The sequence below is a fragment of the Actinoallomurus soli genome (genome assembly GCF_024055715.1).
Lineage (GTDB): Bacteria > Actinomycetota > Actinomycetes > Streptosporangiales > Streptosporangiaceae > Actinoallomurus > Actinoallomurus soli.
This window is the reverse complement of the sequence record NZ_JAMXMV010000012.1, coordinates 1-15606: the sequence shown is the minus strand read 5'-3', so window position 1 is coordinate 15606 and position 15606 is coordinate 1. Positions and strand designations below refer to the sequence as shown.

General features: G+C 72.5%; 15 protein-coding genes. 8 read left to right on the top strand and 7 right to left on the bottom strand.

The annotated features are described in order from the left end of the window. The first annotated feature begins 81 nt into the window (after positions 1-81). Positions 82-2136 (top strand): serine/threonine-protein kinase, encoded by a 2055-nt coding sequence (locus NDW01_RS26585; RefSeq protein ID WP_252825099.1) that lies wholly within the window; start codon positions 82-84, stop codon positions 2134-2136. A gap of 212 nt (positions 2137-2348) precedes the next feature. Here the strand turns inward: NDW01_RS26585 and NDW01_RS26580 are convergent, their stop codons facing one another. The 7 genes from NDW01_RS26580 to ligD (NDW01_RS26550) all read right to left on the bottom strand — a co-directional run bounded on the left by NDW01_RS26580 (position 2349) and on the right by ligD (NDW01_RS26550) (position 7616). Further along, positions 2349-2612, bottom strand: coding sequence for a GlsB/YeaQ/YmgE family stress response membrane protein (locus NDW01_RS26580; protein ID WP_252777471.1), 264 nt, complete (start codon positions 2610-2612; stop codon positions 2349-2351). Positions 2613-2733: 121 nt separating this feature from the next. Beyond that, positions 2734-2961 (bottom strand): DUF3107 domain-containing protein, encoded by a 228-nt coding sequence (locus NDW01_RS26575; RefSeq protein WP_252777470.1) that lies wholly within the window; start codon positions 2959-2961, stop codon positions 2734-2736. A gap of 130 nt (positions 2962-3091) precedes the next feature. Further along, positions 3092-3712, bottom strand: coding sequence for a TetR/AcrR family transcriptional regulator (locus NDW01_RS26570; protein ID WP_252825097.1), 621 nt, complete (start codon positions 3710-3712; stop codon positions 3092-3094). 170 nt (positions 3713-3882) lie between these two features. Then, positions 3883-4062, bottom strand: a complete 180-nt coding sequence (locus tag NDW01_RS26565; protein WP_252825095.1) for a hypothetical protein — start codon at positions 4060-4062, stop codon at positions 3883-3885. Between the two features lie 20 nt (positions 4063-4082). Beyond that, positions 4083-5423, bottom strand: a complete 1341-nt coding sequence (locus NDW01_RS26560) for a dihydrolipoyl dehydrogenase family protein (RefSeq protein ID WP_252825093.1) — start codon at positions 5421-5423, stop codon at positions 4083-4085. A 151-nt stretch (positions 5424-5574) separates the two neighbouring features. Then, a complete protein-coding gene (gene ligD / locus NDW01_RS26555; RefSeq protein ID WP_252825090.1) occupies positions 5575-6471 on the bottom strand; it encodes a non-homologous end-joining DNA ligase in 897 nt (298 codons plus the stop codon). Positions 6472-6650: 179 nt separating this feature from the next. Beyond that, positions 6651-7616, bottom strand: a complete 966-nt coding sequence (gene ligD / locus NDW01_RS26550) for a non-homologous end-joining DNA ligase (protein WP_252825088.1) — start codon at positions 7614-7616, stop codon at positions 6651-6653. Between the two features lie 238 nt (positions 7617-7854). Between ligD (NDW01_RS26550) and ku the strand changes: the two genes are divergently transcribed. The 7 genes from ku to NDW01_RS26515 all read left to right on the top strand — a co-directional run bounded on the left by ku (position 7855) and on the right by NDW01_RS26515 (position 15449). Continuing rightward, positions 7855-8844, top strand: a complete 990-nt coding sequence (ku, locus tag NDW01_RS26545) for a non-homologous end joining protein Ku (protein WP_252825085.1) — start codon at positions 7855-7857, stop codon at positions 8842-8844. Between the two features lie 218 nt (positions 8845-9062). Beyond that, positions 9063-10580, top strand: coding sequence for a DEAD/DEAH box helicase (locus tag NDW01_RS26540; protein WP_252825082.1), 1518 nt, complete (start codon positions 9063-9065; stop codon positions 10578-10580). Between the two features lie 201 nt (positions 10581-10781). Then, positions 10782-11699: an alpha/beta fold hydrolase gene (locus NDW01_RS26535; protein WP_252825080.1), complete on the top strand. Its 918-nt coding sequence runs from the start codon at positions 10782-10784 to the stop codon at positions 11697-11699. A 53-nt stretch (positions 11700-11752) separates the two neighbouring features. Next, complete coding sequence (gene moeZ, locus NDW01_RS26530; RefSeq protein ID WP_252777456.1) at positions 11753-12931, top strand: adenylyltransferase/sulfurtransferase MoeZ; 1179 nt, start codon at positions 11753-11755, stop codon at positions 12929-12931. 181 nt (positions 12932-13112) lie between these two features. Next, positions 13113-13934: a hypothetical protein gene (locus NDW01_RS26525; protein WP_252825078.1), complete on the top strand. Its 822-nt coding sequence runs from the start codon at positions 13113-13115 to the stop codon at positions 13932-13934. Continuing rightward, the gene (locus NDW01_RS26520) at positions 13922-15145 is read left to right on the top strand and encodes a S8 family serine peptidase (RefSeq protein WP_252825075.1); all 1224 of its coding nucleotides are present in this window, start codon (positions 13922-13924) and stop codon (positions 15143-15145) included. The genes NDW01_RS26525 and NDW01_RS26520 overlap by 13 nt, the downstream gene beginning before the upstream one ends. Further along, positions 15135-15449 (top strand): MGMT family protein, encoded by a 315-nt coding sequence (locus NDW01_RS26515; RefSeq protein WP_252825073.1) that lies wholly within the window; start codon positions 15135-15137, stop codon positions 15447-15449. The genes NDW01_RS26520 and NDW01_RS26515 overlap by 11 nt, the downstream gene beginning before the upstream one ends. The last annotated feature ends 157 nt before the right edge of the window (positions 15450-15606 follow it).

Genomic DNA, 15606 nt, shown 5'->3' with positions numbered 1-15606 from the left:
TGATCGCAGATGGCGCGTGGCGTTCCTTCCGGTGACCGTACGTATCCAGTACCTTCCCCCTCCTGACGGAGGAGGACGAATTTGGGCGTTTGGGCGCTTCCCGGCTACTCGGAAGTGCGTGAGCTCGGCAAGGGCGGATTCGGACGGGTCGTGCTCGCCCGGCACGACGTCTCCGGCGCGCATGTGGCGATCAAGTACCTGACCGCCGACCTCCTCGCCGACCAGCGGTTCGTCAGCGGCTTCCGGGCCGAGGCGCGGATACTGCGGCAGCTCGACAGCCCGCACATCGCGCGCCTGTACGACTTCGTCGAGTCCGGCCAGGACGCGGCGATCGTGATGGAGGCGGTCGACGGGATCGCGCTGCGCGAGCTGCTGGAGCGGGACGCCCCGCTCGAACCGCAGGCCGCACTGGCGGTGCTCAAGGGCTCCCTCCTCGGCCTGGGAACGGCGCATGAGCGCGGCGTCGTGCACCGCGACTACAAGCCCCCGAACGTCCTGGTGCAGGCCGACGGTCAGAGCAAGCTAATCGACTTCGGCATCGCGCTCCGATCCGGGCAGAGCGGCGAGATCCTGGGCACGCCGCCCTACATGGCGCCGGAGCAGTGGCAGGGCGCGCCCGCGGCCGCCGCCACCGACGTTTACGCGGCGACCTGCGTCTTCTTCGAGTGTGTTACCGGTCACACTCCCTTCCAGGGTGACACCGCCCAGGCCTACCGCATCCAGCACACCAACGCGCGGGTGCCCCTTCACGAGCTCCCCGAGGCGGTACGCGGGCTGGTCGCCCGGGGGATGGCCAAGCACCCCGCCGAACGGCCGGTCGGGGCGGCGGCGTTCGTGACCGAGCTGGAGCGGGTGGCCGCGGACGCGTACGGACCGGACTGGGAGTCCGACGGATGGCGGCGGCTGGCCGAGGCGGCCGCCGGGCTGGCGGCCCTGTTCCCCCTCACGGCGATCCTCGCGAGCGGCTCGGGCGCGCCGGCGGGCGGCTTCGCCGCCGGCGGCGCCGCGGCCGGCAGCGGGGCGGCGGGTGGCAGCGCGGCGGGCAGCGGTGCGGCCGGAAGCGGCGTGGCCGGGAGCGGTGCGGCCGGTGGTGCCGGTTCCGGTGCCGGAGGCACGGGCGCCACGGCCGGCGGCGGAGCCACCGGAGCCGGCGGTGGGGCGCACGCGACGGGTGGTGGGGCGCACGCGGCCGGGGGCGGGGCGCACGCGACGGGTGGTGGGGCGCACGCGGCCGGTGGCACGGGGAATGCGGGAAGTGTCGCTCAGGGGGCGGGGAAGGGCCTCCTGCCGAGCGTCGGGGCCAAGGCGGCGGTCGCGATCGCCGGTGCCGTCGTCGTCGGATCGGCCGGGACCGCCGTCGTCGTCGCGTCACAGGGAGGAGACGAGCACCCGGCGGTCAGGCCGACGCGCCCGGCGGCCGCCGCCCAGCCCCTCACCGTGAACGTCGCGTCCTCCAGCAGGACGCTCCGCCGCGGACGCATCATGATCACGCGATATGTCCAGGTGAGCGGCCTGAAGGACCCCGCCGTGCAGGCGAAGGTCAACAAGGCGCTCCGCTCGCCGGTCGACCAGACCCTCGCCCAGTTCAAGACCGCGTTCGTCACGTCGCCGGGCGACGGGTTCAGCGCGCCGACCGGAACGCTGGAGTCGGCCGCGACGGTCGGACTGGGCGGCCCGAAACTGCTCTCGGTGACGTACACGTTCGCGGACAGCAGCGACGCGAACCGGGAGATCCCCGCCAGTTCCCTGGTCACCGTCGTGCTGGACCTGGCGACGGGCCGGGCGCTGGGCGTCACGGACCTGCTCCTCCCCGCCGCGCGGACGGCGACGGGGGCACGCGGCCTCGGGCGGATCCTCGATCCGCAGGGCAACGGCGGCGTCTGCGCGCCCGGCCGTCCCCTGACCGGGCACGACCTGGGCCGCAGCCTCGGGATCGCCCCGACCGTGACCGGCATCACGTTCACGATCCGCAACTGGGTCGACCTCGGGTGCCCGCACTCCGACGTCGCACGGGCGTTCGACGTGCCGTACGCACGACTGGGCGCGTACGTCCGCCCGGAGCTCGCGGCGACGGCCAGGGCGTCACGGGCGGGGACGGCGACGAAGACCGTCACCCCCACGCCGTCGCACTCCTGACGCACGGCGAGGGTTCTCCGTCTCCTCGGGGCCTCCCCGGTCTTCTCCGGGCCTCCGGGCCTCTCGGGGCCTCCGCCGCCTCCCGGGGCCTTCGCGGGGGCTTCCCCGAGCCTCCTGGGGACCGCAGGACGCGCCGAGGCCCCCGCCCGGTGGGCGGGGGCCTCGCTGGGGGTCAGGTCAGGTTCGGCGTGGACGGGTCCGTGGCGGACCGATCAGTACACGCCGCGACGCGAGCCCCACCGGCCGCGACCGCTGATCAGCGCGACGCCGGCGGCGGCCACAAGGACCGAGATGATGAAGGCGATGATGCTGCCCGCACCGAGTGCGTTGGCGATGACGCCGCCGATCACCGCGCCCACGATTCCGATCAGAATCGTCAGAGCGATGCCCATCGGGTTCGGGCCGGGCACGACCAGACGCGCGAGAGCCCCGATGATGGCGCCGATAATGATGAACCAGATTATTGTCATCAGCATTTCTCAGACCACCTCCTGCCGGATCGAGTCCGGCGCTTCGGATTCGCGCGGTCTGTATGCCCCTCTCCGGAGGACTCATTCCAATCTCTTGAAAAAGTCGGAACGAATCTTCGCCAGAGGATCAGTAGGAGCCGAAGCCGACGCTCCTCTGCTCCGACTCGGCGATCTCCACGTAGGCGAGCTTGTCCGCCGGCACGACGACCCGGGCGCCGTCCCTGCCGCGGAGCAGGAAGACGCCGCCCTCCTCGGCCACCGCATCGTGCACCGCGCGCTCCACCTCGTCGGCGGACAGCGAGGTCTCCACGACCAGCTCCTTGGGCACCGACTGCACACCGATCCGTACCTGCACGTTCTTCCCTCCGTCGCGGGGCGATGCCGAACCACCGCCCCTGGTGTACCTCAGGCCGGTTGGATCCGACTCACCGGCACTATCGCACGGACGGGTGCCCGGCAGGGCGGGGCGGGAGGGGGTGCGGAGGTCAGCTGGTGCGCGGGAAACCGCTGATGCCGCGCCACTGCAGCCGCGCGATGAGGTGCTCGGCCTGGTCCTTGGTGATCTTGCCGCGCTGCGACAGCCAGTAGCGCGCGCTGACCTCGGCCATGCCGACCAGCCCCATGCCGAGGAGGTGCGCCTCGTCGCTGGAGACGCCGGTGTCCTCCTGGATGACCTGCGCGATCATCTCGGCGCACTGCTGGTTGGCGCGATCCACCCGGGCGCGTACGGCGGCGACGTTGCGCAGGTCGGACTCGAACACCAGGCGGTACGCCTCGCCCTCCCCGGCCACGAAGTCGTAGAACGCCTCGATGGTGCGCTGCACGCGCAGCTTGTTGTCCGGGGTGGAGGCCAGCGCGTCGCGCAGGCGCTGGACGAGCCCTTCGGCGTGCTCGTCCAGCAGCGCGAGGTACAGCTCGAGCTTGCCCGGGAAGTGCTGGTAGAGAACGGGCTTGCTGACGCCCGCCCGTTCGGCGATCTCGTCCATCGCGGCGGCGTGGTAGCCCTGCGCGACGAACACCTCCTGGGCGGCGCCCAGCAGTTGGCGGCGGCGGGCCAGCCGCGGGAGCCTCGTGCCCCGGGGGCGGGCGTCCGGGGTTGCGGTCACGTGAGTTCTCCGATCACCTGTCCGGGCGACGCCGTGGCGCCGCGCGCGCTGAGGGCTACCATCCTACGACCGGGTAACGTCGGGCCGGGGGAACACGACGACGCCGGCGCCGTCCAGGCGGCGCGTCTGCGCACCGTCCGTACGGCGTTTGCGCCCGGTCGTCCTGGTGGTCACCGGTAGTCGTCCTCGTCGAGGTCGATCTCGTACCTCTGCTCCGCGGCGTCGGCCTCGTTGACCTCGACCGGGAACGTGCTCGGCCACGAGCTCTCGGTGTCGCGCACCGCCACGAGCTGCTCGGCGGCGTCGGCCTCGGGAGCCTCGAGGCTCAGTTCGATCTCGTCATCGGGCATGGTGTCTCCCCCAGAGACTCTCAGAGCTGCTCGGCCAGTTCGCGCAGGGCCGGTTCGAAGGCCTCGCCGTACGTCGGAAAAGCGTGGACCACGTCGGTCAGGATGCGCAGCGGCGTCTCGGCCCGGATGGCCAACGTGATCTCGCTCATCCACTCCTCAGCGTAGAGCCCCACCGCGGCGGCGCCCACGAGAACGCCACGGGCCCGGTCGGCGTAGAGCTCCACCCGGCCGCGGTCGTCGTCCTCCACGGCGGCGCGCGCGGTCCCGGACAGGTCGTACCCCGCCGCGATCAGTTCCAGCCCGCTCGCGGCGAGCGGGGACACGCCCACCGCGTACACCGAGGGCGTCGTGTAGACGGCGCGGGGGATCGCGCGGTAGTCCGCCTCCCGGCGCTTGCCCAGGACGTTGGAGACCACCACGGCGGCCTGGTAGTTCGCGGTGTGGGTGTAGGGCGCGACCCCGGTCACGTCCCCGGCCGCCCAGACGTTGGTGCCGTCGGTGGCCTCGGAGACCATCTCGGCGTGGCAGGTGGCGTCGACGGAGATGCCGCGCTCCGGGTCGATGCGGACGCCGATCGTCTCCAGTCCCAGGTCCGCGACGCGCGGGCGCCGGCCCGTCGCGATGAGGATCCGGTCCGCGTCGATGTGGTTGCCGTCGGACAGCCGCACGCGCAGGCCCGTCTCGGTGCGCTCCGCGTTCGTGGCCCCCACGCCGAGTCGCAGGTCGGCGCCCATCCTGCGCAGCGCGTCCGCGAGCGTCTCGCCCACGAAGGGCGCCTCGGACGCCAGCAGGCGCTCGGCCGGCTCGACCAGTGTGACCTGCGAGCCGAACGCCGCGTAGATCTGGGTCAGCTCGCAGCCGACCGCGCCGCCCCCGAGCACGACCAGCCGGCGCGGCAGGTCGGGCCGCGTCAGGGCCTCGTCGCTCGTCCAGGTGGGCACCTCGTCGATGCCCTCGACCGGGGGCCGTACCGGCTCGCTGCCGGTCGCCACCACGAGGTCGGTGTAGCCGTACTCGGCGCCCTCGACCTCGACCACGCCGGGGCGTACGACCCGGCCGCGGCCGCGCACGACGGTCACGCCGGCCTCGGCCATCTGGGCGGCGGTGGCCGCGTCGTCGAGGCGGCGCGTCACCTCGTCCCGCCGCGCGACCGCGTGCTCCCACGTCTCGCCGAGCCGGGCCGAGTGCAGCAGCGTCTTGGACGGCATGCACGCGAAATACGGGCACTCCCCGCCGACCAGGCGGTCCTCCACCAGCGCGACCGAACGGCCCGCCCGGGCCAGTTCGGCGGCGATGTTCTTGCCGGAGCCTCCGCCCAGCACAACGACGTCATAGCGCCTGTCCTGCGCGTCGTCCGTCACCTGATCATCCTTCCCCATTTCACGCGCCGCGCGCGTGTCACCTCCACCGGCGGCCCCGGCGGCGTTTCGGCGCCGTGACCACCGCCCACGATTGTGGACCCTCCGAGCAATGGTGACGCACCGGACAGCTTCGTGTACGCCCGCCGGGCCTTCACGGCAGCTTTTGACGCAGCGTCAGCAGCGGCTCCAAGAGGTCGCCGTGCCGCTCGACGCGCTCACGCACCTCGTCCGGTCCGAACCTCAGCTCCGCGCCGGAGTCCACCTCGTCCCACGTCACCGGCGTGGAGACGGAGGGCTCTTCGGCGGCTCGCAAAGAGTACGGCGCGACCGTGGTCTTGTGCCGGTTGTTCTGGCTCCAGTCGACGAAGACCTTGCCGGAGCGGAGCCTCTTCTCCATCCGGCTGACCACCAGGTCCGGGTGTTCCCGCTCCAGCCTGCGCGCCACCTCCTTGGCGTACGCCGAGGTGCGCTGGTCGGAGGTCTCCTTGATCGGGACGTACAGGTGCAGGCCCTTCTTGCCGCTCGTCTTCGGGAACGACCGCAGTCCGTCGGCCTCGAGCAGGTCGCGCAGCAGGCAGGCGACCTCGCGGGCCTCCTCGACCGTGGCGGGCGGCCCGGGGTCGAGGTCGAAGACCAGCAGGTCCGGCTCGCGCTGCCCGCCACGGGGACCGACCCGCCACTGCGGCACGTGGAGTTCGAGCGCCGCCAGGTTCGCGCACCAGACCAGGGCCGGCAGGCCATCGATGATCACGAAGTTCACCGCGTCGCGGCTTCCGCCGGGCGTCGGCAGGCAGGCGGTGCGCACCCACTCCGGCGTGTGGGAGGGCGCGTTCTTCTCGAAGAACGTCTGTCCGTCCACGCCGTCGGGGTAGCGCAGGCGCGTTGCCGGACGGTCCTCCAGATGGGGGAGGAGGACCGGGGCGATCCGCGCGTAGTAGTCGATGACCTCGCCCTTCGTGAAGCCGTGCCGGGGGTACATGACCTTGTCGAGGTTGGACAGCGTCAGCCGGACGCCGTCGACCCGGACGCTCGTCTTGGTGTCGCTCACCGGCTCTCCTCGGGGGGCTCGGCCCACTCACCCGGCCATCTCCCCGGCATCGCCGCTTTCAACCACGCCCCGCGTCCCGCCGTTCGATCAGCCGCTCGGCGTTCGATCAGGGCTCCGCGTTCGATCAGGGCTCGGCGTACGGTCGAGGCCGGCGCACGCTCGGAGCGGCCGCGTACGGCTCAGGGGTCGGCGCGCACCTCGCCGGGGTCGAGGTCGGGGCGGAGGCCACGCCAGGAGGCGTGCAGCAGCATCCCGTCCAGGGTCCAGCGGGAGAACTCGACCTCGCCGACGAGCCAGGGCTCCACCCAGTGCGCCGTGCGGGCGTACTCGCGGGGGATCTCCGTGGCGTACGGGCTGGTGGCTCGCTCCAGGGGAGTGATGATCTTGTGCAGGTCGTCCAGCGCCGCGTCCGTGAACCCGGTGCCGACGTGCCCGACGAAGCGCAGGTCGCCGTCCTCGTAGACGCCGAGCAGCAGGGAGCCGACACCGCCCTCCCGGCGGCCCTGCCCCTCCTTCCAGCCGCCGATGACGACGTCCTGCGTGCGGAAGTTCTTGATCTTCCGCCAGTAGTCGACCCGACGGCCGGGCCGGTACGGCGAGTCGAGCCGCTTGGCGATCAGCCCTTCCAGGCCCTGTTCCCTCGTGTAGGCGAGCAGCTCGCCGATCTGGTCCACGGCCGTGCCCGGCAGGTACGGCGGCGCCTCGATGGGACCGGCCGCCAGCTCCAGCTCGTCGAGCAGGGCCCGCCGGTCGCGGTAGGGCATGTCGTACAGCAGGTAGCCGTCCAGGTAGAGCAGGTCGAACGCGATGTAGTGCACCGGAACCCGGCGGGCCAGGAGAGGGTCCGGATGCTCGACGTGCATCCGGTGCTGCAGGCGCTGGAAGCTCGGCAGGCCACGCTCGTCGAAGGCCACCACCTCGCCGTCGACGACCGCCGCCTGTCCGGGCAGAAGGTCGGCGAGCGCCTGCAGCTCCGGGTAGCGGCGGGTCGCGTCCAGGCCGCGGCGGCCGACCGCGCGGACCTGTCCGCCGGAGACGTACACCATCGCGCGGACGCCGTCCCACTTGAGCTCCAGGCCCCAGCGGTCGGCGTCGTCCGGTAGCTCGCCCGGGGTCGCGAGCATCGGCTGGACATCGGAGGGCATGGGGTCACCCATACGATCATTTCTGCCCATGCCGCCCCGGCCTGACGCCACGCGGTCACGGGTTTCATCGGACCGACACGGTCTCGTGAACGAGCCCGGGTCCGTCCGTGACGCGGCGCGAACGGCCCGCTCACCCGGGGGACACTTCGCCTCACCCCCGACCTGCGCATACATTCGGGTTATCGCAGTTCGTACGGCCTGGCAGGTAGATGGGCAGGTCGGAGGGTAGGGACACCCCATGCGCAGCATCTGGAAGGGCGCGATCTCGTTCGGGCTCGTCACGATTCCGGTGAAGCTCTACTCCGCCACCGAGCAGCGTGACGTGGCGTTCCACCAGGTCCACCGCGAGGACGGCGGCCGGATCAAGTACAAGCGCGTCTGCACGGTCGACGGCGAAGAGGTGCCGTACTCCGACATCGCCAAGGGCTACGAGCTCCCGACCGGGGAGATGGTCGTCCTCACCGACGAGGACTTCGCCGAGCTGCCGCTGTCGACGAGCCGGCGCATCGACGTCCTGCAGTTCACGCCGGAGGAGCAGGTCGACCCCATCTACTTCGCCAAGACCTACTACCTCGAGCCCGACGCCCAGGGCGTCAAGCCGTACGTCCTGCTGCGCGACGCCCTCGAGGACTCCGACAAGGTCGCGGTGGTCAAGGTCGCGCTCCGGCAGCGCGAGTCGCTCGGGACCCTGCGCGTACGGGACGGCGTGTTCGTCCTCGAGACGATGCTGTGGCCGGACGAGGTGCGCGAGGCGGACTTCCCGTTCATGGACGAGGACGTCGACGTCCGCCCCCAGGAGCTGCAGATGGCGTCCTCGCTCATCGACACCATGACGGGCGACTTCGACCCGGGCGAGTACAAGGACCGGTACCGCGAGGCCCTGGAGGCGGTCATCCAGGCCAAGGTCGAGGGCCGGGAGGTCGTCGCGCCGGAGCCCGCCGAGGAGGCTCCCGCGGCCGCCGACCTGCTCAGCGCGCTGCGGGCGAGCGTCGAGGCGGCGAAGAAGGGCCGTACGGACAAGGGCGACGGGGAGGCCCGCACGGCCGCCGGATCGGCGAAGGACGGGTCACGCGCCCGCAAGGACGGCGCGGCCAAGGACGGCGCGGCCAAGGACGGCGCGGCCAAGGGCGGCCGGGGCACGGGCGCCAAGACGGGCGCGAAGGCCGGGGCCAAGAAGACCGCCGACACCAAGGCCAAGGCGAAGAGCGGCACCCGCAAGACCGCCTGAGGCCATCCGAGTCCTCTCGAGGGGGCCGGTGAAAGTCGAGGGGACGGTGAGAACCCGTCCGCCCGGTCGGGAATGAAGATCCCCTCGGGTGCGTTGGTGACGGCTGTAAGCTTGTGATTCCTGTTCAGGCGCGCTCGCGCCTACGGCCGGCTAGGAGTCCGCGGGTTCCCCACCCTCGCGGCACCTCTCGAGGCGGGCCATTTCCGAGAGGTTCTTTCTTGACTGACGGTCCTTCGACCTTGTCCACTTTCGCCGAGCTCGGCCTGCCGACCCCCCTCGTGTCGGCGCTCGAACGCCGCGGCATCACCGCGCCGTTCCCCATCCAGGTCGCCTGCATTCCCGACGCGATCGCCGGGCGTGACGTGCTCGGCCGCGGCCAGACCGGATCGGGCAAGACGCTCGCGTTCGGCCTGCCGCTGCTGGCGGGGATCGCCGGCGTGCAGGCCGCCCCGACGCGGCCCCGCGCGCTCATCCTCGTCCCCACCCGCGAACTGGCCATGCAGGTCCAGGACGCCCTCGGCCCCCTGGGCCGCAGCCTCGGGCTGCACACCAAGATCGTCGTCGGCGGCATGTCGATGACCAAGCAGATCCAGGCGCTCCGCCGCGGCGTCGACGTGCTGGTCGCCACCCCCGGGCGGCTGACCGATCTGATCGAGCGCGGCGAGTGCTCGCTCGCCGACGTGCGGATCACGGTCCTCGACGAGGCCGACCACATGTGCGACCTGGGTTTCCTCCCGGCGGTCTCCAAGCTGCTCGACCAGATCCCCTCCGACGGCCAGCGGCTGCTGTTCTCCGCCACGCTGGACGGGGACGTCGACAAGCTCGTCCGCCGCTACCTGCACGACCCGGTGACCCACTCGATCGCCCCGGCCGCCGCGCCGGTGGAGACCATGGACCACCACCTGTTCATCGTCGACCGCGCCGACAAGCAGAACGTCATCGCCGAGGTCGCCGGCCGCGAAGGCCGCACCATCATGTTCGTCCGCACCAAGCACGGCGTGGACGCGCTCGCCAAGAAGCTCGCCCGCGTCGGCGTCCGCGCCGGCGCGCTGCACGGCGGCAAGACCCAGTCCGCCCGCACCCGTACGCTCGCGGAGTTCCGCGAGGGCAAGGTCGGGGTGCTGATCGCCACGGACGTGGCCGCCCGCGGCATCCACGTCGACGACGTCAGCCTGGTCGTGCACGTCGACCCGGCCGCCGACCACAAGGACTACCTGCACCGCGCGGGTCGTACCGCACGGGCGGGCGAGCGCGGCACCGTCGCCACGCTCGTCGCCCACAACGAGGTGCGCAACACCGAGCGGATGATGCGCCGCGCGGGCGTGCGCGCACTGCGGTCGAAGGTCGCCGCCGGTGACGAGGCCCTCGTCCGCATCACCGGCGCCCAGCCGCCGAGCGGCATCCCGGTGCCGCCCGACCCCGAGCCGCGCCCGCAGCGCCGCGGACCGCGTCCGGGCGGCCGTCGCGACCGGCGTCCCGGCGGCCGGTTCGAGGGCCGCGGCCAGGACGGCCGTCTCGACGGTGAGTACCGCGCCGGGCGCTCGGCGGACCACCGCGACGGGCGCCCGGGCGAGCACCGCGAGGGGCGTCCCGAGCACCGGCAGCGGCGGGAGCCGGGTGCCACGCCGGGCGGTGCCCGTCCCGGCGGCCGTGGCGGCGCCGCACGGCACGGCGGCGGCCGCGCCGGCGCGGGCCGGTACGAGGACCGCCGCCCGCGCCCCGAAGCGGCGCGCTGACCCCACGCCGGGCCCCGTACCACGACGGTACGGGGCCCCGCGTCCCTCAAGATCAGGTCAAGGCGGGCGCGCGGGATCATGCCCGGTGGCCCGGCCGCGAGTCCGCGCGGTTATCGTGGAACCGCGTTCGGTACCAGCAGAGAGGAGGCAGCGGCGGCTCCTCTCCGACCAGACGGCCGGAGGCCCCACGCCGCGAGCAGGATGAGCACACCGATTCCGCAATGGCCGGGCGAACTGGTCCGGCTGGGCGACCGCGAGGTCTTCGTGCGCACGGCCTCGTCGCCGCGCGAGGACGCCGACCCGGCGCTGTTCGTGCACGGGCTGGCGGGTTCCTCGGCCAACTGGACCGACCTCATGGGCCTGCTGTCCGATGAGATCGTCGGCGAGGCCGTCGACCTGCCCGGATTCGGTCACTCTCCGCCGCCTCCGGACCACGACTACTCCGTGGACGCTCACACGATCATCGTCGCGCGGCTCATCGAGAAGCGCGGCAGGGGACCGGTCCACCTGTTCGGCAACTCCCTCGGCGGAGCCATCGCCACCCGGCTCGCGGGCACCCGCCCCGACCTCGTGCGCTCCCTCACGCTGATCTCCCCGGCCCTCCCCGACCTGCGGCCCCGGTACGGCCCGGCGCGGATCCTGGCCGCCACCGTGCCCGGCGTGGGCCCCTGGGCGGTCCGGCGGCTCGCCGCGCTGCCCGCCGAACAGCGGGTGCAGGGCACGCTGGAGATGTGCTTCGCGGACCCGACCGGCCTGCACCCCGACCGGGTCATGGAGCTCGTCGAGGACGTACGCCGCAGGGACGGGCTGACCCACAACGCCGAGGCGCTGATCGCGTCGTCGCGCGGCATCGTCACCGCCTACATGCGGCGCTCGCTCTGGCGCTACGCCGCGCGCGTCATCGCGCCGACCCTGGTGATCTACGGCCGGCACGACCGGCTCGTCGACCCGCGGATGGCCGCCCGCGCGGGCCGGGTGTTCAAGCGCTCGCGCGTGGTCGTGCTGCCCGACGTCGGCCACGTCGCGCAGATGGAGCGGCCCGAGACCGTGGCACGGGAGTTCCGGGCGATGCTCGAGGACGCGGGAGCGGGAATGCCGAGGCGCGTGACAGAGTTGTGAAGTCCAGGACGACGGCGTCCGCATCACAATTCCAGCACGCGCAGGAGACAACCGTGTCGTTGCCACCACTGGTAGAGCCCGCCAGCGAGCTCTCCGTCGACGAGGTCCGGCGCTATTCGCGTCACCTGATCATTCCGGACGTCGGGATGGCCGGACAGAAGCGGCTGAAGAACGCCAAGGTGCTGTGTGTGGGCGCGGGCGGGCTCGGCTCACCGGCCCTGCTGTACCTCGCCGCCGCCGGCGTGGGCACCCTCGGCATCATCGACTTCGACGTCGTCGACGAGTCCAACCTGCAGCGCCAGATCATCCACGGCCAGTCCGACGTGGGCCGGCCGAAGGCCGAGTCGGCCGCCGCCTCGGTCCGCGAGATCAACCCGCTGATCGACGTCATCGTCCACAACGAGGCGCTGTCCAACGACAACGTCATGGACATCTTCAGCGGCTACGACCTGATCGTCGACGGCACCGACAACTTCGCCACGCGCTACATGGTCAACGACGCCGCCGTGCTGCTGGGCAAGCCGTACGTCTGGGGCTCGATCTACCGTTTCGACGGCCAGGCGTCGGTTTTCTGGGCCGAGCACGGCCCCTGCTACCGCTGCCTCTACCCCGAGCCGCCGCCGCCCGGCATGGTGCCGTCCTGCGCCGAGGGAGGCGTGCTCGGCGTGCTCTGCGCGTCGATCGGCTCCATCCAGGTCAACGAGGCCATCAAGCTGATCGCGGGCATCGGCGAGCCGCTCGTCGGACGCCTGATGATCTACGACGCCCTCGAGATGACCTACCGGAGCGTCAAGGTCCGCAAGGACCCCGAGTGCCCGCTGTGCGGCAAGAACCCCACGATCACCGAGCTCCTCGACGACTACGAGGCGTTCTGCGGCGCGATCTCCGAGGAGGCCGCGGACGCGACCAAGGACTCCACGATCAGCGCGACCGAGCTCAAGGACCTCCTGGACACCGGGGACATCTTCCTGGTCGACGTCCGGGAGCCCAACGAGTACGAGATCGTGAACATCCCCGGCGCCACGCTGATCCCGAAGGGCGAGTTCCTGTCCGGCGCGGCCCTGGAGCGGCTGCCGCAGGACAAGCGCGTCGTGCTGCACTGCAAGTCCGGCGCCCGCAGCGCCGAGTGCCTCGCGATCGTCAAGAACGCCGGGTTCTCCGACGCCGTGCACCTCGGCGGCGGTGTGCTGGCCTGGATCAACCAGATCGAGCCGGACAAGCCGTCCTACTGACGGGCATCCCGACGCACTGATCCACTGATCGCCGATCGGCCGCGCGGCTCTCCGCCGCGCGGCCGACGCGCGATGAGGGCTCCGGTTCGGCGAGCCCCCCGGATGCCTCCTCCGTCACGCTGGTTCACCCCTGTCCCGGTTCTCACCGACGGCGAGGGATCGACCAGTAACCTTGTCAGATATGGCGCGAACCTCCGATCCGAGCTGGCCGACGACCGGGCCCGGCGGATGGGGGGCGTGGCACGCGGCGGAGGAGCCGCCGCCGGCACCCGTGCCCTGGTACGCCCGTCGCCGGCTGTGGCTGGTGGTGGCGGCGGTGACGACGGTCGGCTATCTCCTGGTCGGCGGCCTGTCGACCGCCCGGGTCTACTGGGAGTTCCACCGCAAGCCGACCGCGTGGGAGCTCTACCGCGCGGCGGCCGAGGAGGTACGGAACCGCTGGCGCACCTGGCCCGCCGAGAAGATCTTCCCCGACTCCGTCCCGTACACCTCCGAACAGAACGGGATCGAGCACGCCGCCCGGGTCGGCATCGCCCCCGAGCGAGGCTGCGGCACCGGCATCGACACCGCACCCGCGGCCGTTCTCGCGCGATACGGCTGCCGGGCGCTGCTCCGGGCGACCTACGTCGATCAGATGCAGGGCATCGTCCTGACCGTGGGCATCGCCGCCTTCCCCGACGAGCGGTCCGCGGGCCTGGCCGGAGAGGCACTGGCACCCGCCGATCCCGGCGCGGCGGGCCCGTTCCTGCACCCCTTGGCGTTCCCACAGACCATCGCCGCCCGGTTCGCCGAGAGCGCGCGGCAGTTCGCCACCGCCGACCGCGCCGGCCCGTACGTCGTGCTGACCGTGGCCGGGCAGACCGACGGCCGTCCCGCCTCCGCCGTGCGCAAGCCGCACGGCGGCTGGTTCCAACTCGCTCCCGAGGTCGGCCGGAACATCGCCGGCGCCCTCGCGCTGCCTGTCGAGCCCGACTGCGCCGAGAAGCAGGAGTGGAAGTGCTGAGGCGCGCGCTGGCCGCGGGCCTGGCGCTGACGGCCGCCCTGCTGCCGGCCTTGCCGTCCACCGCGCACGCCGACGCCGTACGCGACCGGGAGCAGTGGGTGCTCGACGCCCTCGGCGCTCCGCAGGCGTGGCGTACGACCAAGGGCAAGGGCGTCACCGTCGCCGTCCTCGACACCGGGATCGACGGATCGCACCGCGACCTGTCCGGCGCGGTGACCACGGGGCCCGACTTCATCCGCTCCGTCGCGCACGACCCCGGCCGGCTCCACGGCACCTGGATGGGCTCCCTGATCGCGGGACACGGGCACGGGAAGGGCGGGGGCGACGGAGTGATCGGCGTCGCGCCCGAGGCCCACCTGCTGTCGGTGCGGATGATCTCCGACCCGGGCGAGAAGGGCTACAAGTCCTTCCGCGACTCGCTGGTGTACCGCTCGGCGCTGGCGAAGGCCGTCCGCTACGCGGCGGACCACGGCGCCGACGTGATCAACATGTCCCTCGGCGGCCCCCGCCCCGGCACCGACGAGCGCGACGCGATGGCGTACGCCATCTCCAAGGGCGTGGTCCTGGTCGCCTCGGCGGGCAACGACGGCGATTCCAAGAGCCCCAGCAAGATCGACAAGGACGGCCTGACCCGGCTGTCCTATCCGGCCGCGTTCCCCGGAGTCATCGCGGTCGCCGCGATGACGCGCCAGGGCGTCGCGGCGAAGTTCTCCGACCGCAACGCGAGCGTCCAGGTCGCCGCGCCGGGCGCGGACGTCATCGGCGCCGGGCCCGGCAACCTCTACTGGATCGGTGAGGGCACGAGCCAGGCCGGCGCGCTCGTCTCGGGCGTCGCCGCCCTGATCCGCGCGCGCTACCACGACATGCCTCCCGCGCTGGTCGCCCAGGCGATCACCGCGAGCACCAGGGCCCGCCCGGCCGCCGGGTACGACGAGAAGGTGGGCTTCGGGGAGGTCAACGCCCCGGCCGCGCTCGCCGCCGCCGACCGGTTGCAGGGCTACCGGCTCACCGCGGGCGGCAAGACCGGCCGGTTCGGCGACGGGCCGATGCGACCGGTCCAGGTCGAGCAGCATCCGCCGGGCCTCGTCATCCTGGGCGGCTGGGTCGGCGTCGCCGCGCTGTTCGGGTTCGCCGGCGCCCTGACGACCACCGTGCTGTACGTCCGGCGCGTACGCGTCCGTCACGACTCGGGAGACGACCATGCGGGGTGATCCGACGGAGTTCGCCGAACGCGTCCTCGACGTCGTCGAGCGGATCCCGCCGGGCCGCGTGATGGCGTACGGGGACGTGGCCGAGTTCCTGGGCGAGGGCGGACCCCGCCAGGTCGGCCGGGTGATGGCGCTGTGGGGCGGTGGCGTGCCCTGGTGGCGCGTCATCCGGGCGGACGGCTCGCCCCCGCAGTGCCACGAACAGCGGGCCATGCGGCACTACCGGGCCGAGGGCACCCCGCTGCGCGGCGAGCGCGTCGACATGCGCCTCGCCCGCTGGACCGGTGACGCGGCCGAGACCGGCTGATTGCGCTGGGCCGGTGGCGTGGCTGAGTCTGGCTGATTGCGCTGGGCCGGTGGCGTGGCTGAGTCTGGCTGATTGCGCTGGGCCGGTGGCGTGGCTGAGTCTGGCTGATTGCGCTGGGCCGGTGGCGTGGCTGAGTCTGGCTGATTGCGCTGGGCCG